This window comes from Enterobacter sp. SCRI0065 (genome assembly GCF_059766475.1).
In genome coordinates this window covers 38632-62705 of record NZ_JCBAJB010000003.1, presented here as the reverse complement: position 1 = coordinate 62705, position 24074 = coordinate 38632, and the positions used below count along the sequence as shown (strand labels likewise).

At 53.6% G+C, this 24074-nt stretch carries 25 protein-coding genes and 1 other RNA gene; 17 read left to right on the top strand and 9 right to left on the bottom strand.

The window, feature by feature from the left end; translation table 11 throughout:
• Positions 1-15 precede the first annotated feature (15 nt).
• Positions 16-909, bottom strand: a complete 894-nt coding sequence (argP, locus tag AC6EMZ_RS10390) for a DNA-binding transcriptional regulator ArgP (protein ID WP_498402384.1) — start codon at positions 907-909, stop codon at positions 16-18.
• Between the two features lie 126 nt (positions 910-1035).
• On the opposite strand from argP, the gene rpiA reads away from it, so the two are divergent.
• Both rpiA and serA read left to right on the top strand, forming a co-directional pair.
• Positions 1036-1695, top strand: coding sequence for a ribose-5-phosphate isomerase RpiA (rpiA, locus tag AC6EMZ_RS10385; RefSeq protein ID WP_498402383.1), 660 nt, complete (start codon positions 1036-1038; stop codon positions 1693-1695).
• A 264-nt stretch (positions 1696-1959) separates the two neighbouring features.
• On the top strand, positions 1960-3192 hold the full coding sequence (gene serA / locus AC6EMZ_RS10380; protein WP_498402382.1) for a phosphoglycerate dehydrogenase: 1233 nt from the start codon (positions 1960-1962) through the stop codon (positions 3190-3192).
• An 88-nt stretch (positions 3193-3280) separates the two neighbouring features.
• Here serA and AC6EMZ_RS10375 read toward each other — a convergent pair whose 3' ends face one another.
• From AC6EMZ_RS10375 to zapA, 3 genes are all read right to left on the bottom strand, one after another.
• Entirely contained in the window at positions 3281-3880 is a 600-nt protein-coding gene (locus AC6EMZ_RS10375) for a 5-formyltetrahydrofolate cyclo-ligase (RefSeq protein ID WP_498402381.1), read from the bottom strand.
• 27 nt (positions 3881-3907) lie between these two features.
• A non-coding RNA gene (gene ssrS, locus AC6EMZ_RS10370) (6S RNA) lies at positions 3908-4091 on the bottom strand.
• Positions 4092-4132: 41 nt separating this feature from the next.
• On the bottom strand, positions 4133-4462 hold the full coding sequence (gene zapA, locus AC6EMZ_RS10365) for a cell division protein ZapA (protein WP_015960320.1): 330 nt from the start codon (positions 4460-4462) through the stop codon (positions 4133-4135).
• Between the two features lie 166 nt (positions 4463-4628).
• Here zapA and AC6EMZ_RS10360 point away from each other — a divergent pair, with 166 nt between their 5' ends.
• The 4 genes from AC6EMZ_RS10360 to ubiI are packed head-to-tail and all read left to right on the top strand — an operon-like array spanning position 4629 to position 8936.
• Positions 4629-5207 (top strand): YecA/YgfB family protein, encoded by a 579-nt coding sequence (locus AC6EMZ_RS10360; protein WP_498402380.1) that lies wholly within the window; start codon positions 4629-4631, stop codon positions 5205-5207.
• A gap of 25 nt (positions 5208-5232) precedes the next feature.
• On the top strand, positions 5233-6546 hold the full coding sequence (pepP, locus tag AC6EMZ_RS10355) for a Xaa-Pro aminopeptidase (protein ID WP_498402379.1): 1314 nt from the start codon (positions 5233-5235) through the stop codon (positions 6544-6546).
• Positions 6543-7721, top strand: coding sequence for a 2-octaprenyl-6-methoxyphenyl hydroxylase (ubiH, locus tag AC6EMZ_RS10350; RefSeq protein ID WP_498402377.1), 1179 nt, complete (start codon positions 6543-6545; stop codon positions 7719-7721). The genes pepP and ubiH overlap by 4 nt, the downstream gene beginning before the upstream one ends.
• Before the next feature lie 12 nt (positions 7722-7733).
• Positions 7734-8936, top strand: coding sequence for an FAD-dependent 2-octaprenylphenol hydroxylase (gene ubiI / locus AC6EMZ_RS10345; RefSeq protein ID WP_498402376.1), 1203 nt, complete (start codon positions 7734-7736; stop codon positions 8934-8936).
• A gap of 287 nt (positions 8937-9223) precedes the next feature.
• On the opposite strand, the gene AC6EMZ_RS10340 is transcribed toward ubiI, so the two are convergent.
• A complete protein-coding gene (locus tag AC6EMZ_RS10340) occupies positions 9224-9361 on the bottom strand; it encodes a hypothetical protein (protein ID WP_498402375.1) in 138 nt (45 codons plus the stop codon).
• 1 nt (position 9362) lies between these two features.
• Here AC6EMZ_RS10340 and gcvT point away from each other — a divergent pair, with 1 nt between their 5' ends.
• The 4 genes from gcvT to AC6EMZ_RS10320 all read left to right on the top strand — a co-directional run bounded on the left by gcvT (position 9363) and on the right by AC6EMZ_RS10320 (position 14633).
• The gene (gcvT, locus tag AC6EMZ_RS10335) at positions 9363-10457 is read left to right on the top strand and encodes a glycine cleavage system aminomethyltransferase GcvT (RefSeq protein ID WP_498402374.1); all 1095 of its coding nucleotides are present in this window, start codon (positions 9363-9365) and stop codon (positions 10455-10457) included.
• A 24-nt stretch (positions 10458-10481) separates the two neighbouring features.
• Positions 10482-10871, top strand: coding sequence for a glycine cleavage system protein GcvH (gcvH, locus tag AC6EMZ_RS10330; RefSeq protein ID WP_498402373.1), 390 nt, complete (start codon positions 10482-10484; stop codon positions 10869-10871).
• 67 nt (positions 10872-10938) lie between these two features.
• Positions 10939-13812, top strand: coding sequence for an aminomethyl-transferring glycine dehydrogenase (gene gcvP, locus AC6EMZ_RS10325; protein ID WP_498402372.1), 2874 nt, complete (start codon positions 10939-10941; stop codon positions 13810-13812).
• Between the two features lie 77 nt (positions 13813-13889).
• Entirely contained in the window at positions 13890-14633 is a 744-nt protein-coding gene (locus AC6EMZ_RS10320) for an SDR family oxidoreductase (protein ID WP_498402371.1), read from the top strand.
• A 19-nt stretch (positions 14634-14652) separates the two neighbouring features.
• On the opposite strand, the gene bglA is transcribed toward AC6EMZ_RS10320, so the two are convergent.
• Both bglA and AC6EMZ_RS10310 read right to left on the bottom strand, forming a co-directional pair.
• Complete coding sequence (bglA, locus tag AC6EMZ_RS10315; RefSeq protein ID WP_498402370.1) at positions 14653-16086, bottom strand: 6-phospho-beta-glucosidase BglA; 1434 nt, start codon at positions 16084-16086, stop codon at positions 14653-14655.
• Positions 16087-16202: 116 nt separating this feature from the next.
• Positions 16203-16934 (bottom strand): MurR/RpiR family transcriptional regulator, encoded by a 732-nt coding sequence (locus AC6EMZ_RS10310; RefSeq protein WP_498402811.1) that lies wholly within the window; start codon positions 16932-16934, stop codon positions 16203-16205.
• Positions 16935-16986: 52 nt separating this feature from the next.
• On the opposite strand from AC6EMZ_RS10310, the gene yqfB reads away from it, so the two are divergent.
• Positions 16987-17298: a N(4)-acetylcytidine aminohydrolase gene (gene yqfB / locus AC6EMZ_RS10305; RefSeq protein ID WP_498402369.1), complete on the top strand. Its 312-nt coding sequence runs from the start codon at positions 16987-16989 to the stop codon at positions 17296-17298.
• A 164-nt stretch (positions 17299-17462) separates the two neighbouring features.
• Positions 17463-18116 (top strand): PAQR family membrane homeostasis protein TrhA, encoded by a 654-nt coding sequence (gene trhA, locus AC6EMZ_RS10300; RefSeq protein WP_498402368.1) that lies wholly within the window; start codon positions 17463-17465, stop codon positions 18114-18116.
• 46 nt (positions 18117-18162) lie between these two features.
• Here the strand turns inward: trhA and ygfZ are convergent, their stop codons facing one another.
• On the bottom strand, positions 18163-19143 hold the full coding sequence (gene ygfZ / locus AC6EMZ_RS10295; RefSeq protein ID WP_498402367.1) for a tRNA-modifying protein YgfZ: 981 nt from the start codon (positions 19141-19143) through the stop codon (positions 18163-18165).
• Positions 19144-19407: 264 nt separating this feature from the next.
• On the opposite strand from ygfZ, the gene sdhE reads away from it, so the two are divergent.
• On the top strand, positions 19408-19674 hold the full coding sequence (gene sdhE / locus AC6EMZ_RS10290) for an FAD assembly factor SdhE (RefSeq protein ID WP_095283258.1): 267 nt from the start codon (positions 19408-19410) through the stop codon (positions 19672-19674).
• Complete coding sequence (locus AC6EMZ_RS10285) at positions 19655-20068, top strand: protein YgfX (protein ID WP_498402366.1); 414 nt, start codon at positions 19655-19657, stop codon at positions 20066-20068. The genes sdhE and AC6EMZ_RS10285 overlap by 20 nt, the downstream gene beginning before the upstream one ends.
• Before the next feature lie 4 nt (positions 20069-20072).
• On the opposite strand, the gene fldB is transcribed toward AC6EMZ_RS10285, so the two are convergent.
• Complete coding sequence (fldB, locus tag AC6EMZ_RS10280) at positions 20073-20594, bottom strand: flavodoxin FldB (RefSeq protein WP_498402365.1); 522 nt, start codon at positions 20592-20594, stop codon at positions 20073-20075.
• Positions 20595-20694: 100 nt separating this feature from the next.
• On the opposite strand from fldB, the gene xerD reads away from it, so the two are divergent.
• Genes xerD through recJ form a run of 3 tightly spaced genes read left to right on the top strand, consistent with a single transcriptional unit; the run spans position 20695 to position 24072 of the window.
• The gene (xerD, locus tag AC6EMZ_RS10275; protein WP_498402363.1) at positions 20695-21591 is read left to right on the top strand and encodes a site-specific tyrosine recombinase XerD; all 897 of its coding nucleotides are present in this window, start codon (positions 20695-20697) and stop codon (positions 21589-21591) included.
• Between the two features lie 28 nt (positions 21592-21619).
• Positions 21620-22333 (top strand): bifunctional protein-disulfide isomerase/oxidoreductase DsbC, encoded by a 714-nt coding sequence (gene dsbC / locus AC6EMZ_RS10270; RefSeq protein ID WP_498402362.1) that lies wholly within the window; start codon positions 21620-21622, stop codon positions 22331-22333.
• Between the two features lie 5 nt (positions 22334-22338).
• On the top strand, positions 22339-24072 hold the full coding sequence (gene recJ / locus AC6EMZ_RS10265; protein ID WP_498402361.1) for a single-stranded-DNA-specific exonuclease RecJ: 1734 nt from the start codon (positions 22339-22341) through the stop codon (positions 24070-24072).
• The last annotated feature ends 2 nt before the right edge of the window (positions 24073-24074 follow it).

The following is a 24074-nucleotide window of genomic DNA, read 5'->3' as shown; positions in this document are numbered from 1 at the left end:
CGCCCGGCTTATCTTTTAGTCCTGTCTCAGAACCTTATGTCCATACGCCAGCAGTGCGTCTGTGACGTTGCGCATCATGCGGCTTTCTGGCGCAAAGCGGTGCCAGTACAGCATCCGACGCTGATACAGACCCGGCGTTAAGTCGATAAGCTCACCACTCTTCAACTCTTTCTCAATCTGCAAATGTGGGATCATGCAGCATGTCGTGCCCTGGCGAGCCAGTTGCACGAAGGCTTCTGATGAATTCACGATATGGCATGGCACACTACCCGGCGGCAGATCGAAGTTTTGCTGTAAAAACGCCTGGTGCATATCATCGAGATGATCGAATGCAACTGCTGGTGCTTTAAGCAGCGCGGCGCGAGTGACGCCGTTAGGGAAATAGCGCTCGGCAAAGGCTTTCGAGCCAACAAACAGGTAGTCGAGCGCACCCAACTGATCGACGAGGCAGCTTGGCAACGCCTGAGGCTGAATACTGACGGCACCGACCACTTCGCCACGACGCAGGCGTTCCTGGGTGCGGGTTTCATCTTCCACCTGCAGGTTAAGACGGATTGGGCATTCAGCGAGAACTGACGAAAGCGCTGGCAACAGCCAGGTCGCCAGACTGTCGGCGTTAACCGCTAGGGACAACAGTAAAGGCGTTGAACCCGTTTGCTCATCGCCCAGCCATTCGTCTTCCAGCAGTTCAACCTGACGCAGCAGGGCGAGAAGCTTTTGTCCTTGCTCAGTAGGACGCGGCGGAACGGTACGTACCAGCAGCGGCTGTCCGAACATATTCTCAAGCTGTTTGATTCGCTGTGATACGGCGGATTGTGTAATACACAGCTTTTGTGCTGCGCGTTCAAATCCTCGTTCACGAATAACGGCATCAAGCGCCTGTAGTGTTCTGTAGTCCGGACGTTTCATTGCGGGGTAGTGCTCCTGAATTTTGCTTAATCTGCACTATGACACAATTTTCCCTCTGTGACAGACGAAATCCAACCACCTTGTTCTATAATGCGCCCTGAGATTTCACACCACAGGCATACGATCATGACGCAGGATGAACTGAAAAAAGCAGTAGGATGGGCCGCTCTCCAGTACGTACAGCCGGGCACTATTGTCGGTGTTGGTACCGGATCGACCGCCGCGCACTTTATTGACGCGCTGGGTACGATGAAAGGGCAAATCGAGGGTGCAGTTTCCAGCTCCGATGCCTCCACGGAAAAGCTCAAAAGTCTTGGTATTACCGTTTTCGATCTTAATGAAGTGGATCGCCTGGGGATCTACGTGGATGGCGCAGATGAAATTAACGGCCATATGCAGATGATCAAAGGCGGCGGCGCAGCGCTGACGCGTGAGAAAATTATTGCCTCAGTGGCGGATAAGTTCATCTGCATTGCCGATTCATCCAAGCAGGTAGACATTCTGGGGAATTTCCCTCTGCCGGTGGAAGTGATCCCAATGGCGCGCAGTGCTGTCGCACGTCAGTTGGTAAAGCTGGGCGGTCGCCCGGAATATCGCCAGGGTGTGGTGACGGATAACGGCAATGTGATTCTGGACGTTTACAATCTGGAAATCCTTGATGCCGTGGCGATGGAAAATGCGATCAACGCTATCCCAGGCGTAGTAACCGTGGGGTTATTCGCCAATCGTGGCGCGGATGTCGCGCTGATTGGGACTGCTGATGGTGTGAAAACCATCGTAAAATGATCTGACGGGGGGATCGCTCCCCCCACTAAATATTTTTCAAAAGCCAAATTCGGTGACTTGTGTCACGTTTTTTATCCTGTCCTGATGATCCTGCCACATTCATAAATTTCCTTAGCATTTTACTCTGTCATTTTGCCCTGGATGACATTTCTTCAGAGTGCCGACGCAAACGTTCATATTGCTGCAATAGTTTTTTTTGATATGTTGGCTAGAGCGGATTCAAATCCAGCACAACATCAGTTCAGACAAAACAGGGTCGGGTAAATGGCAAAGGTATCACTGGAAAAAGACAAGATTAAGTTTCTGCTAGTCGAAGGCGTGCATCAGAAAGCGCTCGATAATCTTCGCGCTGCGGGTTACACCAATATCGAATTTCACAAGGGTGCGCTGGATACTGAACAGCTAAAAGAGTCCATCCGTGATGCCCATTTCATTGGTCTGCGATCCCGAACTCATCTGACTGAAGAGGTTATTGCCTGCGCTGAAAAACTGGTCGCTATCGGTTGCTTCTGTATCGGTACGAATCAGGTGGATTTGGCTGCGGCGGCGAAACGTGGCGTTCCGGTCTTTAACGCACCGTTCTCCAACACGCGTTCCGTTGCTGAGTTAGTCATTGGCGAACTGCTGCTGCTCCTGCGCGGTATTCCAGAAGCGAACGCAAAGGCACACCGTGGGATCTGGAACAAGCTGGCGTCAGGCTCTTTCGAGGCGCGTGGCAAAAAGCTCGGGATTATCGGTTACGGTCATATCGGGACACAGCTTGGTATTCTGGCGGAATCTCTGGGCATGAATGTCTTTTTCTACGACATCGAAAACAAGCTGCCGCTCGGTAACGCTACTCAGGTTCAACATCTTTCCGATCTGCTTAACATGAGCGACGTCGTGAGTCTGCATGTACCGGAAAATGCCTCCACCAAAAATATGATGGGCGAGCAAGAGCTGGCGCTCATGAAGCCGGGTTCACTGCTGATCAACGCCGCGCGTGGTACGGTTGTGGATATCCCCGCGTTGTGTGGTGCATTGAGAAGCAAGCATCTGGCAGGCGCCGCAATCGATGTCTTCCCGACCGAGCCGGCTACCAACACCGATCCGTTTACCTCACCGCTGCTGGAGTTCGACAACGTGATCCTGACCCCGCATATCGGTGGATCAACTCAGGAAGCTCAGGAGAACATCGGTCTGGAAGTCGCGGGTAAGCTGAGCAAGTATTCCGATAACGGTTCAACGCTTTCTGCGGTGAACTTCCCGGAAGTGTCTCTGCCGCTCCACGGTGGCCGTCGTCTTCTGCACATCCACGAAAATCGTCCCGGTGTGCTGACGGCGATCAACCAGATCTTTGCAGAGCAGGGCGTGAACATCGCCGCACAGTATCTGCAAACTAACGCCCAGATGGGCTACGTGGTGATTGATATCGAAGCGGATGAAGATGTCGCTGAGAAAGCACTATTGAGCATGAAGGCGATTCCAGGAACGATTCGCGCGCGTCTGCTTTACTAAGGCTAGAGCTGTTTAATGCCCTCACCCCATCACTTTCACACGGGAGAGGGCGCAAACATTAAAAACGGTAACTGGCGTTACCGTTTTTTTACCGCCACTCCCACACCTTTGACGGCGTCACCACCGCGGGCAATGGGATATCCCATTTCTCGACCGGCAAAACATCGACACCCTGGCAATCATGCGCATATCCCACTGGATGCAGGCCGTACTGTTGCCAGTTTTGCAGCGTGCGATCGTAAAACCCACCGCCCATACCTAAACGCTGCCCAGACTCATCAAACGCCACCAGCGGCGTAATAAGTACGTCCAGTCCGCTTAGCGGCAGCACGTCGCGCACGTCCAGTTTAGGTTCGGTGATTTTCAGACGATTGACCACCACCTCGCTGTGAGGATGATAATGCAGGAAGAGTAGATTACTCGGGCTGAACGGGTGCAATACGGGCAGATAAACCTTTTTACCGGCGCGCCACAGCTGGTCGATTAACGGCTGCGTATCCAGTTCCCCGTCGAAAGACAGAAAAAGGGCGACCGTGTTTGCCATCACAACAGGCGGATAGGCCATCATGCGCGCAGAAGCTTGTAGAGCGAATTGGGTTTGTTGTTCAGCGGATAACGCACGACGTCGTTTGCGAATTAACTGACGGATTTCTTGTCGGGAAGAAGGGACTTCGGGAAGTTGTGTCATGAAGGAAAATCGGTAGTAAGAAAAGTGGGAATCTCCGAGATGCCGCCGCAGGCTGTAACCCTTGAACCCTTGGTTCAAGGTGAATATGTCGTCATAGTCTTAAGGCTTCTCGGACGAACCGAGCATGCTCACCGACCATGGAGCGCCACATTCTTGTGGTATGAAATATCGGCTCAGGGGACTGGCCCGCTTGCGAACATCTCAGAGAAATTTTTTCTTCACAGTCACTCTACCATAGACAACTGCAAAGTGTTATTCAAACTTTTGTCCCGGTCTTTCGGGAGTGCGACCTTGATCAAGCAACGCTTGTTCGATGGTCTGCTGGAGCATTTTGATGCGTTGCTCCATGCTCGCCGCGTAGTCGCGGGTCTTCGCTTTTTCCTGAGTTAATTCATAGCTGATGTTCAACGCGGCGATGAAAACCAACTGCTCAGTATTTGTGACTCTAGTGCGTTCTTTTAAATCTTGCAACCGCTGATTCAAATCGTCCGCAGCCTGACTCAAAGCATCCCTTTGTTCAGGCGGACAATTCACTCGCAGCGAACGGCCAAAAATTTGGAGATCGACGGGTTGTGCAGACATGCCACCTTCCTGCTTATTGACTGCGCGACCTTCGCTCATAGCCCGGGGGCGGCGAAGGGGCGACACTATAGCTACCAAGATATGAAGATACAAGCCCTTTTCTGGTATCTCCAGGGTCCAAAGTGGTAGCATATCATGAATATTCTCCCTTTGATGACGAATGCTTATGTCTATACAGAACGAAATGCCTGGTTACAACGAAGTAAGCCAGTTACTTAACCAGCAGGGCGTGGGTTTGACCCCTGCTGAAATGCACGGTCTGATCAGTGGGATGCTGTGTGGCGGAAACAATGACAGCTCGTGGCAGCCGCTGCTTCACGACCTGACGAACGAAGGGCTGGCATTTGGTCATGAGCTGGCGGAAACGCTACGCAAAATGCACTCGGCAACCAGTGACGCGCTGGAAGACGATGGCTTCCTTTTTCAGCTTTATCTGCCTGATGGTGACGACATTAGCGTGTTCGATCGCGCTGACGCTCTGGCAGGCTGGGTAAACCACTATCTGCTAGGCCTGGGCATGTCGCAACCTAAGCTCGATAAAGTCACCGGAGAAGCGGGTGAAGCTATCGACGATCTGCGCAACATTGCGCAGCTTGGCTACGATGAAGACGAAGACCAGGAAGAGCTGGAAATGTCCGTCGAGGAGATAATTGAGTACGTGCGCGTTGCGGCGCTGCTGTGCCACGACACCTTTACGCGCTCACAGCCAACTGCACCGGAAGTTCGCAAACCGACCTTACATTAAGAAAAAGAACGCACAGGAGGGTGTCATGACTCAGCAAGAGTATCTTCGCCGTCGCCAGGCGCTGTTGGCAAAAATGCAGCCTGGAAGCGCTGCGCTGATTTTTGCAGCCCCGGAAGCCATTCGCAGCAATGACAGCGAGTATCCTTATCGACAAAGCAGCGATTTCTGGTACTTCACCGGGTTCAATGAACCAGAAGCATTACTGGTGCTGATTAAAAGCGATGACACCCACAACCATAGCGTTCTGTTTAACCGCGTTCGCGATCTCACTGCTGAAATCTGGTTTGGTCGCCGACTGGGACAAGAGGCTGCGCCCGAAAAGCTCGGCGTAGAACGCGCGTTGGCGTTTAGCGAAATCAACGAGCAGTTGTATCAGTTGCTCAACGGTCTGGACGTGGTCTACCACGCTCAGGGCGAATATACCTACGCCGATGACATTGTTTTTGCGGCGCTGGATAAGCTTCGCAGAGGTTCACGACAGAATTTAACGGCTCCTGCATCGCTCACCGACTGGCGTCCTGTCGTTCATGAAATGCGTTTGTTTAAATCGCCAGAAGAGATTGCCGTCATGCGCCGCGCGGGTGAGATCAGCGCGCTGGCACATACCCGAGCGATGGAGAAATGCCGTCCAGGACTGTTCGAGTATCAGCTCGAAGGCGAAATACTGCACGAATTCAGCCGCCATGGCGCGCGCTTCCCTTCCTACAACACCATTGTGGGCGGCGGTGAAAACGGCTGCATCCTTCACTACACCGAAAATGAAAGCGAACTGCGTAATGGCGATCTGGTGTTGATCGACGCAGGCTGTGAATATCGAGGATACGCCGGTGATATCACCCGTACGTTCCCGGTTAACGGCAGGTTTACCCCTGCACAGCGCGCCATTTACGACATCGTTCTGGACTCGCTGGAAACGGCGTTGTCGCTTTTCCGTCCGGGAACATCGATTCAGGAAGTGACGAGCGTGGTGGTGCGCATCATGGTGACCGGGCTTGTGGAACTGGGCATTCTGAAAGGTGAAATTGACGAGTTGATTGCCGATAACGCCCACCGAGCATTCTTTATGCATGGCCTCAGCCACTGGCTGGGTCTGGACGTACATGATGTCGGTGGCTATGGCATCGATCGTTCGCGAGCGCTTGAGCCGGGTATGGTCATCACCGTCGAACCGGGTCTCTATATTGCGCCGGATGCGGATGTGCCTGCTCAATATCGCGGCATCGGTATCCGTATTGAAGACGATATCGTGATTACCGAAAACGGTAACGAAAACCTGACCGCAACCGTGGTGAAAAAGGCGGACGACATCGAAGCGTTAATGGCGGCGGCTCGCGCATGAGTATCATCATCGTTGGCGGTGGCATGACCGGCGCGACGCTGGCGCTGGCAATCTCGCAGCTCACGCACGGAACGCTGCCGGTTCATTTGATCGAAGCCGTTTCACCGCAGGGCGCGGATCATCCGGGTTTTGACGCTCGTGCTATTGCGCTGGCGCAAGGCACCTGTCAGCAGCTTGCACGCGTCGGGATCTGGCAGTCAATTGCCGAATGCGCGACGGCCATTAGTACCGTACACGTAAGCGATCGCGGCCATGCAGGTTTTGTGACGCTGGACGCGCAAGATTACCGCATCGATGCGCTCGGCCAGGTGGTTGAACTGCACGACGTCGGATTACGCTTGTTCCGTTTGTTGCAGGATGCACCTGGCGTCACGCTGCACTGCCCAGCGCGCGTCGCCAGCTATACGCGTCGTGACGACGGCGTCAGCGTTACGCTCGACGACGGTCGTCTTCTGGAAGGGCAACTGTTGGTCGCAGCGGACGGTTCTCGTTCCGCGCTGGCGACCCAGTGCGGTATCGAATGGCGACAGCAGCCTTATGGCCAGGCGGCGGTGATCGCCAACGTCTCAACCTCGGTTAATCCTGATGGTCGTGCGTTCGAGCGCTTTACTGAACATGGCCCGCTGGCGATGCTGCCGATGTCGAAAGGCCGTAGCTCGTTAGTCTGGAGCCACGCTCAGGAAAACATCGACGAGGTGATGGCGTGGTCGGATACGCGTTTTTGCGATGAACTGCAAAAAGCGTTTGGCTGGCGGCTGGGTCGTGTTACTCATGCGGGTAAACGTTCTGCCTATCCGCTGGCGTTGACCACTGCATCACAATCTATTTCCCATCGCCTGGCGCTGGTCGGTAACGCCGCACAAACGCTGCACCCTATTGCGGGCCAGGGTTTTAACCTGGGTTTACGCGATGTCATGAGCCTGGCTGAGACGCTGGCACTGGCATGGCAGGAGCAAAAAGATTGCGGCGCGTATCCGATCCTGTGCCAGTATCAAAAACGTCGTCAGACCGATAAAGAGGCGACAATCGGCGTGACCGACGGTCTGGTGCATCTTTTCGCGAATCGCTGGGCACCGTTGGTGGCCGGGCGCAACGCGGGGCTGATGGCGATGGAATTATTTACCCCGGCACGTGACGTGCTGGCGCAGCGGACCCTTGGTTGGGTCGCGCGTTAAGGAGTGAACTCAGTGCAGAATGTTGATGTTGCCATTGTGGGTGGCGGAATGGTTGGCCTGGCGCTGGCCTGTGGTTTGCAAGGCAGCGGCCTGCGCGTGGCGGTTCTTGAGCACTCTCCGCCGCAGCCTGTCGCGCATGACGCACCGCCTGAACTTCGCGTGTCGGCCATCAACGCAGCCAGTGAAAAGCTGCTGACGCGACTCGGCGTGTGGTCTGATATCACAGCGTTTCGTGCCAGTTGCTATCACGGGATGGAAGTGTGGGACAAAGACAGCTTTGGGCATATCGCTTTTGATGACGAGAGCATGGGCTATAGCCATCTGGGCCATATCGTTGAAAATGCCGTCATTCACCATGCCTTGTGGCGTAAAGCGCAGCAGTCTGGCGACGTTACGCTGATTGCACCTGCGCAAGTGCAGCAGGTCGCGTGGGGCGAAAACGAAGCTTTTATCACCCTGGAAAGCGGCGACATGCTGACCGCGCGTCTGGTCGTTGGCGCTGATGGGGCGAACTCCTGGCTACGCAACAAGGCCGATATCCCGCTGACATTCTGGGATTACCAGCATCATGCGCTGGTCGCGACCATTCGCACCGCTGAAGCGCATGGCGGCGTGGCGCGTCAGATTTTCCATAATGACGGTATTCTGGCGTTTCTGCCGCTGAGCGATCCTCACCTGTGCTCTATCGTCTGGTCCCTGGTGCCAGATAAAGCCCAGCAGATGCAGGAAGCCACGTCAGAAGTGTTCAATCAGGCGCTGTGTATGGCGTTTGATAATCGTCTTGGCCTGTGCGAGCTTGAAAGCGAACGTCAGGTATTTCCTCTAACTGGTCGTTACGCGCGTCAGTTCGCCGCGCACCGACTGGCGTTGATTGGGGATGCGGCACACACCATCCATCCTTTGGCTGGACAGGGCGTGAACCTGGGCTTTATGGATGCGGCTGAACTGATCGAAGAACTTCGCCGTCTGCATCGCGAAGGTAAAGATATTGGTCAGCATCTGTATCTGCGTCGTTACGAACGTAGCCGCAAGCACAGTGCGGCAATGATGCTGGCCGGTATGCAGGGTTTCCGCGAGCTCTTTGCCGGGAACCATCCTGCCAAAAAGCTGCTTCGAGATATGGGTTTGAAACTGGCAGATACCCTACCGGGTGTTAAGCCGCAACTTCTTCGTCAGGCAATGGGTCTTAACGATCTCCCCGACTGGCTGCGTTAATTCGATCCCCATCACACTTTCTTCTCCCGGCCTTTGTGCCGGGAAAGCACCCTCGTTTGAAATAATCTAATTTCACGGCAATTTTCGCATTAGATTATCTAATCTAGCGTTTTTCACATCACGGAAATTCTGCATGTTTTTCCGCAGTAAATATCACCCTCACTAAATAACGTGAAGTTATCGTTAACTTTATGCGGAGTTAATCGCATTTTTCTAGTGAATAGTTCTGTGGGCTTTTTAGCGTTTTTTGGTCATAAGCTAATGTGATGACCCATTTTACCTTATGGTTAATCGCCGGTTTCGGTGGTAACTTCAGGTAAAAGAGAACGTTTGCGTCGGCGTCCAGGCGTGATGTCGATGCCGGGTTTCGTGATGATTTTTTCATTGCGAAACGCAAGATAGCCCTGCTTATTCAACGAGGACAAGATGGCTCAACAAACTCCTTTATATGAACAACACACGTTATGCGGCGCGCGCATGGTGGATTTCCATGGCTGGATGATGCCACTGCATTACGGCTCACAGATTGATGAGCATCACGCGGTGCGTACCGACGCCGGTATGTTCGATGTGTCGCACATGACTATCGTCGATTTGCGCGGTAGCCGCACCCGGGAGTTTTTGCGCTATCTGTTGGCTAACGACGTCGCAAAACTAAAGACGCCGGGTAAAGCGCTCTATTCTGGAATGCTTAATGCTTCCGGTGGCGTTATCGACGATCTGATTGTTTATTACTTTACTGAAGATTTCTTCCGCCTCGTTGTTAACTCCGCTACCCGCGAAAAAGACCTCTCCTGGATTTCCCAACACGCCGAACCGTACTCCATTGACATCACCGTTCGTGACGACCTGTCGCTGATTGCCGTTCAGGGGCCGAACGCCCAGGCAAAAGCCGCAATGTTGTTTACGGATGAACAACGTCAGGCGACCGAAGGCATGAAACCGTTCTTTGGCGTGCAGTCCGGTGATTTGTTTATAGCCACCACGGGCTATACCGGTGAAGCCGGTTATGAAATTGCGATGCCGAACGAGAAGGCTGCTGAATTCTGGCACGCGCTGGTTGAAGCGGGTGTTAAGCCGGCAGGCCTGGGCGCGCGCGATACGCTGCGTCTGGAAGCCGGCATGAACTTATACAGCCAGGAAATGGACGAAACCGTTTCTCCACTGGCGGCCAACATGGGCTGGACCATTGCATGGGAACCTGCCGACCGTGAATTCATTGGCCGTGAAGCGCTGGAAATACAGCGCGAAAAAGGTACCGATCAGTTGGTTGGCCTGGTGATGACCGAGAAAGGGGTGCTGCGTAACGAGCTGCCGGTGCGTTTCACCGATAAACTTGGTAATCAGCATGAAGGCCACATTACCAGCGGCACATTCTCGCCGACGCTGGGTTACAGCATTGCGCTGGCGCGCGTCCCGGTCGGGATTGGCGAAACCGCCATTGTGCAAATTCGTAACCGCGAAATGCCGGTCAAAGTGACTAAACCGATTTTTGTTCGCGCCGGTAAGCCGGTCGCCTAATCATTTTTTATCAGGAGAATTCCAATGAGCAATGTGCCAGCAGAACTGAAATACAGTAAAGAACACGAATGGCTGCGCAAAGAAGCCGACGGCAGCTACACCGTAGGCATCACCGAGCATGCACAAGAGTTGCTGGGCGATATGGTCTTTGTGGATCTGCCCGATGTAGGTACGACCGTTAACGCGGGCGACGACTGCGCGGTAGCGGAGTCGGTCAAAGCGGCCTCTGATATCTATGCACCGGTCAGTGGCGAAATTGTTGCCGTCAACGATGCGCTGAGCGACTCCCCAGAGCTGGTCAATAGCGACCCGTACACCGATGGCTGGATCTTTAAAATCAAAGCCAGCGACGAAGCGGAAGTTGCCGCACTGCTGGACGCCACCGCTTACGCCGCCCTGTTAGAAGACGAGTAAGTATTTTCCCTCTCCCGGCGGGAGAGGGAGAAAACACATTCACCGCATGTTTCAGGAACCATCGCTCATGACACAGACTTTAAGCCAGCTTGAAAACCGTGGCGCTTTTATTGAACGCCACATTGGGCCGGATGCTCAGCAACAGCAGGAGATGCTAAAGACGGTTGGCGCGGATTCGTTAAACGCACTGATCGGCCAGATCGTGCCAAAAGACATCCAGCTCGCTACGCCGCCTCAGGTGGGTGATGCGACAACCGAATTTGCCGCGCTGGCAGAGCTGAAGGCGATTGCCGGCCTCAACAAGCGCTTTAAGTCTTACATAGGCATGGGTTACACCCCGGTGCAGTTGCCGCCGGTTATTCTGCGTAACATGCTGGAAAATCCAGGCTGGTATACCGCGTATACGCCGTATCAGCCAGAGGTGTCTCAGGGGCGTCTCGAAGCGCTGCTTAACTTCCAGCAGGTGACGCTGGATCTCACCGGTCTGGATATTGCGTCGGCCTCTTTACTGGACGAAGCGACCGCCGCTGCCGAAGCGATGGCGATGGCAAAACGTGTGAGCAAGCTGAAAAACGCCAACCGCTTCTTTGTCGCGGCTGACGTACATCCGCAAACGCTGGATGTGGTGCGCACGCGTGCAGAAACCTTTGGCTTTGACGTCATCGTTGATGACGCTGATAAAGTGCTGGATCACCAGGATGTGTTTGGCGTGCTGTTGCAGCAGGTCGGAACCAGCGGTGAAGTACACGACTACCGTCAACTGATCGCCGAGCTGAAATCCCGCAAAGTGATCGTTAGCGTCGCGGCTGATTTTATGGCGCTGGTTCTGCTCACCGCTCCTGGCAAACAGGGTGCAGACATTGTCTTCGGCTCCGCGCAGCGCTTTGGCGTGCCGATGGGCTACGGCGGTCCGCATGCGGCCTTCTTCGCCGGAAAAGACGAATTCAAACGCTCTATGCCTGGCCGTATTATCGGCGTGTCGAAAGACGCTGCCGGTAACACCGCGCTGCGCATGGCGATGCAGACTCGCGAGCAGCACATTCGCCGCGAGAAAGCGAACTCCAACATCTGTACCTCCCAGGTGCTGCTGGCCAACATTGCCAGCCTGTATGCCGTCTTCCATGGCCCTGTGGGTCTGAAGCGCATCGCGACGCGTATCCACCGTTTTGCGGATATCCTGGCGGCTGGTTTACAGCAGAAGGGCCTGAAGCTTCGCCATGCTCATTACTTCGACACGCTGTGCGTGGAAGTGGCGGATAAAGCCGCTGTTCTGGCGCGTGCAGAAGCCGCAGAGATCAACCTGCGCAGCGATATTCTGAATGCTGTCGGCATTACGCTTGATGAAACCACTTCTCGCGAAGATGTGCAGAATCTGTTCAACGTATTGCTTGGCGATGCGCACGGTCTGGATGTAGAAACCCTGGATAAAGACGTCGCGCACGATAGCCGCTCCATCCAGGAAAGCATGCTGCGCGATGACGCTATCCTGTCTCATCCGGTGTTTAACCGCTATCACAGCGAAACCGAGATGATGCGCTATATGCACTCTCTGGAACGCAAAGATCTGGCGCTGAATCAGGCAATGATCCCACTGGGATCCTGCACCATGAAGCTGAACGCCGCCGCGGAAATGATCCCAATCACCTGGCCTGAATTTTCTGAACTGCATCCATTCTGTCCGGTAGAACAGGCGGAAGGCTACCACCAGATGATTGGTCAGCTCTCAGAATGGCTGGTTAAGCTGACCGGATACGACGCGCTCTGCATGCAGCCAAACTCAGGCGCGCAGGGTGAATACGCGGGCTTGCTGGCGATTCGTCACTATCACGAGAGCCGCAACGAAGGTCATCGCGATATCTGTCTGATCCCAAGCTCAGCACACGGTACTAACCCAGCATCCGCGCAGATGGCCGGAATGGAAGTGGTCGTCGTGGCCTGCGATAAAAACGGCAACATCGACCTGAACGATCTGCGTGCGAAAGCCGAGCAGGCGGGAGATAAGCTGTCCTGCATTATGGTCACGTACCCGTCTACCCACGGCGTGTACGAAGAGACCATCCGTGAAGTGTGCGAGATTGTGCATCAGTTCGGTGGTCAGGTTTACCTGGATGGCGCGAACATGAATGCGCAGGTCGGCATTACTTCTCCGGGCTTTATCGGCGCAGATGTGTCGCATCTCAACCTGCATAAAACCTTCTGCATTCCGCACGGCGGCGGTGGCCCGGGTATGGGCCCTATCGGTGTCAAAGCGCACCTGGCACCGTTTGTGCCAGGCCATAGCGTCGTGCAAATTGAAGGCATGCTCACCCGTCAGGGCGCGGTATCTGCCGCACCGTTTGGCAGTGCATCTATTCTGCCAATCAGCTGGATGTACATCCGCATGATGGGTGCTGAAGGGCTGAAGCAGGCGAGCCAGGTGGCAATCCTGAATGCGAACTACATTGCGACCCGTCTGAAAGATGCCTATCCGGTGCTTTACACTGGCCGTGATGGTCGTGTGGCCCACGAATGTATTCTGGATATCCGCCCGCTAAAAGATGAAACCGGCATCAGCGAACTGGACATTGCGAAACGTCTTATCGACTACGGCTTCCATGCGCCAACCATGTCGTTCCCGGTGGCAGGTACGCTGATGGTTGAGCCGACCGAGTCGGAAAGTAAAGTTGAGCTGGACCGCTTTATCGATGCCATGCTCGCCATTCGCAATGAAATTACCCGTGTGAAACAGGGGGAATGGACGCTGGAAGATAACCCGCTGGTCAACGCACCGCATACCCAGAATGAGCTGGTAGCGGAATGGAACCATGGTTATACCCGCGAGGTGGCCGTCTTCCCGGCGGGCGGAGCGAATAAGTATTGGCCGGCCGTGAAACGTCTTGATGATGTTTACGGCGATCGTAATTTATTCTGCTCTTGCGTGCCAATGAGCGAATATCAGTAATCTTCTCACTGTAGTAACGTAGGCCGGGTAAGGCGCAGTTCATTGTCGCCGCCCGGCTTTTTTATTGGGAGAATAGAATGGGAATTGCCCTTGTGACGGGTGCCAGCCGCGGTATTGGTAAGGCCACCGCACTGCAACTTGCGCGCGAAGGCTACACCGTAGCCGTGAATTATCATCACAACATCAAGGCGGCGACCGATGTGGTCAATGCGATAGCCGAAGCGGGCGGAAAAGCCTTTGCGGTGCGCGCGGATATCAGCGATGAACCCCAGGTGATGGCGATGTTCGACAGCCTCGATCGTGAGGGTGAACCGCTGGCCGCGCTGGTTAATAACGCCGGCATTTTGTTCGAGCAAAGTACCATTGAAAACCTGACCGCCGAGCGTATCAACCGTGTGCTGGCGACCAACGTGACGGGCTATTTTCTTTGCTGCCGCGAAGCCGTTAAGCGAATGTCCTTCCGACACGGCGGAAAAGGCGGGGCGATAGTGAATGTCTCGTCCGCAGCATCACGTTTGGGGGCGCCGGGCGAATATGTGGATTATGCCGCCTCAAAAGGCGCGGTGGATTCATTGACGACAGGCTTATCGCTGGAGGTTGCTGCGCAGGGGATCCGCGTGAACGGCGTTCGTCCGGGATTAATCTACACCGATATCCATGCCTCGGGCGGCGAACCGGGCAGAGTCGACAGAGTCAAATCGCTTCTACCCATGCAGCGCGGCGGCCAGCCGGAAGAGGTGGCGCAGGCGATTGTATGGTTGCTGAGTGAGAAAGCGTCGTACGTGACGGGCAGTTTTTTGGAACTCGCCGGGGGCAAGTAGCGCCCCGGCGAGTCTGGCGTTAAAGGGTTTCGCCGTTGCTGGCAATAACCGCTTTATACCAGTTAAAGCTCTTCTTACGGGAGCGAGACATATCGCCCGTTCCGTCGTCGTGCTTGTTCACATAGATAAAACCGTAACGCTTGCTGTACTGACCGGTGGTGAATGACACGCAGTCGATGCAGCCCCACGGAGTGTAGCCCATCAGATCCACACCATCGTAAGTGACGGCTTTCATCATCTCTTCGACGTGCGCGCGCAGATAGTCGATACGGTAGTCATCGTTGATGCTGCCGTCCTCTTCTACTTTGTCGTAAGCGCCAAAGCCGTTTTCCACGATGAACAGCGGCTTTTGGTAGCGTTCGTATAGTTCACACAGCGCGTAGCGCAGACCAACAGGGTCAATCTGCCAGCCCCAGTCGGAGGCCTTAACGTGCGGATTCGGCACGCTGCCTTCAAAGCCGGAAATCGCATCGCCGGTGCCGCCTTCTGCTTTCACCGCGTTGGTCATGTAGTAGCTGAAACCTAAGTAAGCGCAGGTTCCATCACGCAGGATCTGCTCATCGCCCGCTTCCATCTTGATGGAGAACCCGCGACGTTCCCACTCGTTCAGCACGTAAGATGGGTAATAACCACGGAGTTGGACGTCGGTGAACACATAGCGTTCGCGCATGGATTCCTGAGCAAACATCACATCTTCTGGTTTGCAGGAGAAAGGATAGAGTGCCACCATCGCCAGCATGCAGCCGACCTGCATTTCAGGGTTAATGCGACGCGCGGCTTTCACCGCCAGGGCGCTGGCCACGAACTGGTGGTGTAACACCTGATACATGGTCTCTTCCGGGTTTTCATGCTCGGTGTAGACCACGCCGGAACAGCAATAACCGAACAATGGCGCGCGCCAGTTGCGTTGGTTATTGATTTCGTTGAAGGTCATCCAGTATTTGACCTTGCTCTTGTAGCGCTCAAAGACCACTTCGGAGAAGCGGACGAAGAAGTCCACCACTTTACGGTTAGTCCAGCCGCCGTATTCCTGCACCAGGTGCAACGGCATTTCGAAGTGGGAAAGGGTAATGACCGGTTCGATATTGTACTTCAACAGTTCATCGAACATGTCGTCGTAGAACTTCAGGCCTTCTTCGTTTGGCTGGGTTTCATCACCTTTCGGGAAGATACGCGTCCAGGCAATGGAGGTACGAAAACACTTAAAGCCCATCTCGGCGAACAGCTTGATGTCTTCTTTGTAATGACCGTGGAAGTCGATGGCTTCGTGGTTAGGGTAATATTTGCCTTCGATCACTTCCTGAGTGATTTCACGCGGAACGCCGTGTGCGCCGCCGGTCAACACGTCACAAATGCTTGGTCCTTTGCCGCCTTTGTTCCAGCCGCCTTCAACCTGGTGAGCGGCAACCGCGCCGCCCCATAAAAAGTCTTTTGGTAAGGTAAGTTTTTTCATTTTTGCTAGTCTCATATAATGACCTGATGCTTTCGAGTCTAGCAAAGCGGAATTAAATGTCACGATATAACAATTCACGGTTTATGTGATTTGTTACATCAAAAAAACAGGCTGTTTTATTCCGCCAGTTTCCTCGCCAGTTTACGACCTAATGATTCAAGAATATAAATAACCGGGATTTGAGTGGTTATATCGTAGACGCCGCCAATGCGGGTTTGCGGCACATGCCAGGAGAGATTAAAGTCTGCCAGTTTGGCCAGGCGTGAGTGTTCGTGGCTGGTGATCGACAGGACTTTACAGTTATGCAGGCTAAACTGGCTGGCAAAACGTAAGATCTCTTCGGTTTCGCCGGAGACGGACAGTACAATCGCCAGCGCGTTTTTGGCCATATCGTTGGTAACCGGGAAATAGGGGTCGTCGATATGATTACTGAATTTACCAATATTAGAAAAGAAACGAGCACCATATTTTGCCAGCGACCCCGATGTGCCCGCCCCGACAAAAATAATACGCTCTGACGATAATATAATATCCACTGCCTGTTCGAGCAGGATATCAAATTCTTCGTTATTGACGCTGCGAAAGAAACTGATAATTTCACTGGCACCAAAATTCGCCTGCTGCGGCTCATTCTGTTCAAGGTATAATTTGAACCGCACGCGAAATTCCGAGTAGCCCTCGCAGTTGAGCTTGCGGCAAAAGCGCAGGACGGTCGTGGTGGAAACACCCGCCGCATCCGCCAGCTCGCGAATCGTCATGTACGTCACTTTGTCGCGGTTTTTGATGGCAAAGTTGTAGACCATCATCTCAAGATTATTGAGGCTGGCAATGGCGGAATGGGAGAACATACTCACTATGGCTACACTCACTCATCAGACTTTATCTTCAGGGAATAATACCATGCAGCCAAACGACATGACTTTTTTTCAGCGCTTCCAGGATGACATTCTGGCCGGGCGTAAAACCATCACCATTCGTGACCAAAGCGAATCGCATTTCAAGGTGGGCGATATTTTGCGCGTTGGGCGATTTGAAGACGAGGGCTACTTCTGCACCATTGAAGTGACGAGTATGTCGACCATTACGCTGGATACGCTGTCAGAAAAACATGCGCAGCAGGAGAACATGTCTCTTGATCAACTTAAGCAGGTGATAGGTGAAATCTATCCTCTTCAGACCGAATTTTATGTGATTGATTTTAAATGTATTTAAAGATTGAGTTAACAGTTGTGAGTTGAGATTTTGGCTCAAAACAATGATTTATAAGGATTCGTCTGAAGTTTGATTTTATTTTAGCTAACAGGTGTTCACTGAAATCATTCTCAGTTAGCATAGTTAAGCGTTAATGATTATCTATGTTTTTTTCGGAGTCTCCTATGGTGAACAAGCCATTAACTACACAGGGATATTCACTGGCTGAGGAAGTAGCCAACAGTATTAGCCACGGCATTGGCCTCGTTTTTGGGATTGTAGGTTTGGTTCTGTTGCTGGTTCAAGCTATCGACGCGAATGCTAATGCGTTGGCCATCACCAGTTACAGTCTGTACGGCGGCAGCATGATTCTGCTGTTTCTCGCCTCCACGCTCTATCACGCCGTTCCACATCCGCGGGCGAAGATCTGGCTTAAGAAATTTGACCACTGCGCCATTTATCTGTTGATCGCCGGGACGTATACGCCGTTTCTGCTGGTGGGACTTAACTCGCCGCTGTCGCGCGGGCTAATGATTGTTATCTGGGGTCTGGCGCTGCTGGGGATCCTCTTTAAGCTCACTATTGCGCACCGCTTTAAAGTGCTATCGCTTGTGACCTATCTGACGATGGGATGGCTGTCGTTAATCGTGATATATCAGTTGGCAATGAAACTCTCGGCAGGTGGCGTCACGCTGCTGGCTGTCGGCGGCATTGTTTATTCGCTGGGCGTGATCTTCTACGTCTGTAAACGCATTCCGTACAATCACGCTATCTGGCATGGTTTTGTATTGGGCGGCAGCGTATGCCACTTCCTGGCGATCTATTTGTACGTCGGGTAGGCCTGAGTATATTGCCCGGCAGCGTTTGGCCTGCCGGGCACAGAAATCACTCTTCTAATGAATAAGGCAGCGGTTCGATGCTCAGCGTGTTGGCATCATCACGCACGCGGAATACGCTGCCTGCTTCCATATCGTTATTCATAACGACCTGTACCAATACGCGACCATCATCGAGTTGCACACCGGCCAGCACAGTACCGGTACGACGCCAGTTCTCACCCATTTTCAACTCAAGATCTTCACCGGCTTCCGGTACTCGGCTGGCGTTACCCGCCAGATACCACAGGGCGCGTTTGTTGGCTCCGCGGAATTTGGCACGTGCCACCATCTCTTGCCCGGTGTAGCAGCCTTTTTTGAAACTGATGCCGCCAAGGGCTTGCAGGTTGGTAGCCTGCGGGATGAACTGTGCGCTGTTTGCGGCATCAATCACCGGCAATCCGGCTTCAATGTTCAATGCTAACCACTGCTGGCTATTATTGAGTTGGGCTTCGCCGCGCAGGGCATCAGTGACGCGCTCGGCGGTGGCGGTATCCGTGACCAGCAGAAAGCGTTCATCAGGATGTTCAAACCACAGGAGGGACGTTGCGCCATCGTTGACCAGTGGTTTTTCGGCATCAGGCAGTACGCTAAAGAGATTCGTCAACGCAGCCCGCGCCTGAAAGCCCGCGACGCCCAGCAGGACTAGCTCATCGTCAGCGGCGATAGTGACTTTGGAGAACACTGCGTACTTTTTCAGTTCGGTCAGTTGTGCATCACGCAGGCTGCGGCGCTCTATAAAAGCAAATCCGTCCTGACGACGGAACAAACGCAGATTGCTCCACATCTTTCCTTTAGGGTCGCAGTGCGCCACCAGCAGGTGCTGATGTTCGGTCAACTGGCTGACATCGGCGGTGACCTGACCTTGCAGATACTTTTCGCCATCGGCACCGGTTACGGTAGCCAGTGCCCAGTCTTCAAGAGAAATAAGCGTCAGCGGCAGACGCGCGGAGGCGACGGGCTGGCGAGGAGAAAATGGGTTAAAAGCCATAGTGATGTCCTGAATTGCTTAACGCTTCGATAATGCCTAATGGTAAAAGAGACTGTAGTCATTGCAAGCGCTTTCAGCAGCTCAATCGTGCCTTATCGATATTCTGCGTAGTGCCACGCAATACAGAGTAATCCGCTCTATTCGTGCGGTTAATTCTGGAAGCATGCTCCCGGTTGGTAATATTCCAGTAAAGAAAGAGCAAAAAACACGTTACACTAGAAATCGTCCCTTAGAGGTAGAAGCAACGTTAAGCAGGAAATCAACATGGACATTAACAACAAGGCCCGTATTCACTGGGCGTGCCGTCGCGGCATGCGTGAACTTGATATTTCCGTCATGCCATTCTTTGAGTATGAGTACGACAGCTTAAGCGATGACGATAAGCGTCTGTTTATCCGCCTGCTGGAAAGTGACGATCCTGATTTATTCAACTGGCTGATGAATCACGGCAAACCCGCCGACACCGAGTTGCAACGGATGGTGCAATTAATTCAAACACGGAATCGGGAACGTGGTCCTGTGGCAATCTGATCTGCGCGTCTCGTGGCGCTCTCAGTGGATGTCGTTATTACTCCACGGATTGGTCGCGGCTTTCATTCTGCTGATGCCGTGGCCGCTCAGCTACACCCCTTTATGGCTGATTCTACTTTCGCTGGTGGTTTTCGACAGCGTTCGCAGCCAGCGGCGTATTAATGCCAGTCAGGGTGAAATTAAACTGCTGATGGATTCTCGCTTGCGCTGGCAAGGCAAAGAGTGGGAGATCGTTGGAACCCCCTGGATGCTCAGTTTTGGCATGATGTTGCGTTTACGCAAAGCGGAAGGCGGGCGTAAGCAGCATTTATGGCTGTCGGCAGATAGCATGGATGCCGATGAGTGGCGGGATCTGCGTCGGATGGTATTACAGCAACCGACGCACGGTCGATAACGAACTAGCTAAATTTTTCGGCCATTTCGCCCAGAATTTGTTCGCACCAGTTTTGTAGACGTTCATCGCTCAGGTCGTACTGATTAGTTTCGTCCAGGGCAAGCCCGACAAACAGCTGACCATCAGCAATAACTGGTTTCGGGCTGGTGAATTCATACCCTTCGGTCGGCCAGTAGCCAATAAAGGAAACGCCTTTGGGTGTAAGTTTATCGTGCAACATACCGAGTGCATCCAGGAACCATTCGCCATATCCTAACTGGTCGCCCATACCGTACAACGCGATGATTTTGCCTTCCAAATTGAGCGAATCGAGCTGATCCCAAATGGCTTCCCAGTCTTCCTGCAGTTCACCAAAGTCCCAGGTTGGGATACCAAGAATCAGGACGTCGTACTGCTCCATCTCGGTGGGGGCGTCGTCTTTGAGATTATGCAGAGTGACCAGTTCTGGGCCAATGATGTCGCGAATTTTTTCCGCCGCCATCTCGGTGTAGCAGGTGCTGGAACCATAAAACAAACCAATATTCATCGCGTAAACGTCTCAATACTTGCTATGACTTTGCGCGCATTGTATCAGAAACCTGTACCATTACGTCATAATGGCCGATAGCAGAACCAAAGGGGCAGACGTGGAAAAGGATCTCGCGCTCATCGAACAATTTCTTGATGCGCTCTGGCTGGAAAAGAACCTGGCGGAGAATACGCTCAGTGCCTATCGCCGCGATTTGACGATGCTGGTTGAGTGGCTCGCACATCGCGGGCTTTCGTTAGAACAGGCTCAGCGAGACGATCTTCAAGCGCTACTGGCAGAACGCAAGGATGGCGGTTATAAAGCCACCAGTTCAGCGCGATTGTTGAGCGCAATGCGACGGCTGTTTCAGCATCTTTATCGTGAAAAGCGTCGTAATGATGACCCCAGCGCGCTGCTGGCATCCCCTAAACTTCCACAGCGATTGCCAAAAGATCTCAGCGAAGCGCAAGTGGGGAGATTATTACAGTCACCCGCAGTTGACCTGCCGCTGGAGTTACGCGATAAAGCCATGCTTGAGGTGCTTTATGCCACTGGTCTGCGCGTTTCAGAACTGGTCGGGCTGACCATGAGCGATATCAGTTTGCGTCAGGGCGTAGTGCGCGTGATAGGTAAAGGAAACAAAGAACGTCTGGTGCCGCTGGGTGAAGAGGCGGTTTACTGGGTCGAGACGTATCTTGAGCACGGTCGCCCGTGGCTTCTGAACGGAGTCTCGATTGACGTTCTGTTCCCGAGCCAACGTGCGCAGCAAATGACGCGACAAACCTTCTGGCATCGTATAAAGCATTACGCCACACTGGCGGGTATCGACAGTGAAAAACTGTCGCCGCACGTTCTGCGTCATGCTTTCGCCACGCATTTGCTCAATCATGGCGCTGATTTGCGCGTGGTGCAGATGCTACTAGGGCACAGCGATCTTTCAACGACGCAAATATACACCCATGTCGCGACGGAACGCCTGCGGCAGTTACATCAACAGCACCACCCTCGAGCGTGAGTGCCGACGAATTGTTATAGGATCGAATATGAAAAAGTCTTTAGTGCTGTTCTCTTTGCTGGCAGCGTCGTTTACCGGTTTTGCCCACGCTGATGATGCAGCGATAAAACAGTCGCTCGCCAAGCTTGGCGTGGCGAGCGGTGATGTTCAACCTTCACCGGTTGCAGGAATGAAAACCGTGCTGACTAACAGTGGCGTGCTGTATGTCACCGAAGACGGTAAACACATCATTCAGGGCCCGATGTATGACGTCAGCGGCGCTCAGCCGGTCAACGTAACGAATCAACTGCTGATGAAAAATCTCAACGCCCTCGCAAAAGAGATGATCGTCTACAAAGCGGCACAGGAAAAACACGTTATTACCGTCTTCACTGACATCACCTGCGGCTATTGCCACAAGCTGCATGAAGAGATGAAAGACTACAACGCGTTAGGTATTACCGTGCGTTATCTGGCCTTCCCGCGCGCGGGTGTGCAGAGCCAGCCAGAGCAGGACATGAAAGCTATCTGGTGTGCGAAAGACCGTAATAAAGCCTTCGACGATGCGATGAACGGTAAAGGTGTTAAGCCTGCCAGCTGTGATATCGACATTGCTAACCACTACGCGCTGGGCGTGCAATTTGGTGTGACCGGTACGCCAGCTATTGTGCTCAGTAACGGTTATGTCGTTCCTGGTTATCAGGGGCCGAAAGAGATGAAAGAATTTCTCGACGCACACCAGAAACAGACTGGCGGTAAATAATTCGCGTGAAATCAACGATACAACTGCGCCGCCGTGAGGTGGATGAAACCGTCGATTTACCTGCTGACCTCTCGCCGCTGTTGCGTCGTTTGTACGCCGGTCGCGGCGTTCGCCATGCTGACGACCTTGAGCGTAGCGTCAAAGGGATGCTGCCCTGGCAACAGCTGAGCGGCGTTGAAAAAGCCGCTGAATTACTTTACGACGCTTTTCGCGAAGGTATTCGCATTGTCGTGGTCGGTGATTTTGATGCTGACGGTGCAACCAGCACGGCGCTGAGCGTGCTCAGCCTGCGCGCGCTCGGCTGTGATAACGTCGCCTATCTGGTGCCAAACCGCTTTGAAGATGGTTATGGACTCAGCCCGGAAGTGGTCGATCAGGCTCATGCTCGCGGCGCGCAGATGATCTTAACCGTTGATAATGGGATCTCGTCACATGATGGGGTCGATCGAGCCCATCAGCTTGGGATCCCGGTCATTGTCACCGATCACCATTTGCCGGGTGACATACTGCCTGCTGCAGAAGCGATCATTAATCCTAACCTGCGCGAGTGCGATTTCCCGTCGAAGTCGCTTGCGGGCGTGGGGGTGGCGTTCTACTTGATGCTGGCGCTGCGCACGTTGCTGCGTGACAAGGGATGGTTTGAAGCACGTGGTATCGCGGTGCCGAATCTGGCGGAATATCTTGATCTGGTGGCACTGGGTACGGTGGCGGACGTTGTGCCGCTGGATACCAATAACCGTATTCTGACCTGGCAAGGGTTAGGCCGCATTCGGGCGGGTAAATGCCGTCCGGGAATCAAAGCGCTGCTGGAAATTTCTAACCGAGATGCGCAAAAGCTGGCGGCAAGCGATTTAGGTTTTGCACTGGGTCCTCGCCTTAATGCAGCAGGACGGCTCGATGACATGTCGGTCGGCGTCGCGTTGCTGCTGTGTGACAACGTCGGCGAGGCGCGCGTGCTGGCGAACGAGTTGGATGCGCTGAATCAGACTCGCAAAGAGATTGAGCAGGGCATGCAGGCAGAAGCATTAACCCTGTGCGAGAAACTCGAACGCAGCGGTGACACACTTCCCGGTGGTCTGGCGATGTATCATCCAGAGTGGCACCAGGGCGTGGTGGGGATTTTAGCCTCACGCATTAAGGAGCGCTTCCACCGCCCTGTGATCGCTTTTGCCCCTGCGGGTGACGGTACGCTTAAAGGTTCTGGTCGTTCGATTCAGGGGCTGCATATGCGTGATGCGCTTGAGCGTCTGCATACGCTGCATCCTGAACTTATCATCAAATTTGGCGGCCATGCGATGGCGGCAGGTTTGTCGTTAGAAGAGGCTAAATTCGAAGCGTTTCAGCGGCTTTTCGGTGAACTTGTCACGCAATGGCTGGATCCCGCACTGCTCCAGGGGGAAGTGATTTCCGACGGCGCACTGTCGCCAGCGGAGATGACCATGGAAGTGGCACAAATGCTGCGCGATGCAGGGCCATGGGGACAAATGTTCCCCGAGCCACTGTTCGACGGGCGTTTTCGCCTGCTGCAACAGCGTCTGGTGGGCGAGCGTCACCTGAAAGTGATGGTGGAACCGGTAGGCGGCGGACCGTTGCTGGACGGGATTGCTTTTAATGTGGATACCGCCATCTGGCCGGACAATGGCGTACGTGAAGTCGAGCTTGCTTACAAACTGGATATTAACGAGTTTCGCGGCAACCGCAGCCTGCAAATCATCATCGACAATATCTGGCCAATTTAGCG

Bases quoted from the DNA above. Each gene is read 5' to 3' on its own strand.
- argP (WP_498402384.1), bottom strand. From the start codon at position 909: ATGAAACGTCCGGACTACAGAACACTACAGGCGCTTGATGCCGTTATT.
- rpiA (WP_498402383.1), top strand. From the start codon at position 1,036: ATGACGCAGGATGAACTGAAAAAAGCAGTAGGATGGGCCGCTCTCCAG.
- serA (WP_498402382.1), top strand. From the start codon at position 1,960: ATGGCAAAGGTATCACTGGAAAAAGACAAGATTAAGTTTCTGCTAGTC.
- AC6EMZ_RS10375 (WP_498402381.1), bottom strand. From the start codon at position 3,880: ATGACACAACTTCCCGAAGTCCCTTCTTCCCGACAAGAAATCCGTCAG.
- zapA (WP_015960320.1), bottom strand. From the start codon at position 4,462: ATGTCTGCACAACCCGTCGATCTCCAAATTTTTGGCCGTTCGCTGCGA.
- AC6EMZ_RS10360 (WP_498402380.1), top strand. From the start codon at position 4,629: ATGTCTATACAGAACGAAATGCCTGGTTACAACGAAGTAAGCCAGTTA.
- pepP (WP_498402379.1), top strand. From the start codon at position 5,233: ATGACTCAGCAAGAGTATCTTCGCCGTCGCCAGGCGCTGTTGGCAAAA.
- ubiH (WP_498402377.1), top strand. From the start codon at position 6,543: ATGAGTATCATCATCGTTGGCGGTGGCATGACCGGCGCGACGCTGGCG.
- gcvT (WP_498402374.1), top strand. From the start codon at position 9,363: ATGGCTCAACAAACTCCTTTATATGAACAACACACGTTATGCGGCGCG.
- gcvH (WP_498402373.1), top strand. From the start codon at position 10,482: ATGAGCAATGTGCCAGCAGAACTGAAATACAGTAAAGAACACGAATGG.
- gcvP (WP_498402372.1), top strand. From the start codon at position 10,939: ATGACACAGACTTTAAGCCAGCTTGAAAACCGTGGCGCTTTTATTGAA.
- AC6EMZ_RS10320 (WP_498402371.1), top strand. From the start codon at position 13,890: ATGGGAATTGCCCTTGTGACGGGTGCCAGCCGCGGTATTGGTAAGGCC.
- bglA (WP_498402370.1), bottom strand. From the start codon at position 16,086: ATGAAAAAACTTACCTTACCAAAAGACTTTTTATGGGGCGGCGCGGTT.
- AC6EMZ_RS10310 (WP_498402811.1), bottom strand. From the start codon at position 16,934: ATGTTCTCCCATTCCGCCATTGCCAGCCTCAATAATCTTGAGATGATG.
- yqfB (WP_498402369.1), top strand. From the start codon at position 16,987: ATGCAGCCAAACGACATGACTTTTTTTCAGCGCTTCCAGGATGACATT.
- trhA (WP_498402368.1), top strand. From the start codon at position 17,463: ATGGTGAACAAGCCATTAACTACACAGGGATATTCACTGGCTGAGGAA.
- ygfZ (WP_498402367.1), bottom strand. From the start codon at position 19,143: ATGGCTTTTAACCCATTTTCTCCTCGCCAGCCCGTCGCCTCCGCGCGT.
- sdhE (WP_095283258.1), top strand. From the start codon at position 19,408: ATGGACATTAACAACAAGGCCCGTATTCACTGGGCGTGCCGTCGCGGC.
- fldB (WP_498402365.1), bottom strand. From the start codon at position 20,594: ATGAATATTGGTTTGTTTTATGGTTCCAGCACCTGCTACACCGAGATG.
- dsbC (WP_498402362.1), top strand. From the start codon at position 21,620: ATGAAAAAGTCTTTAGTGCTGTTCTCTTTGCTGGCAGCGTCGTTTACC.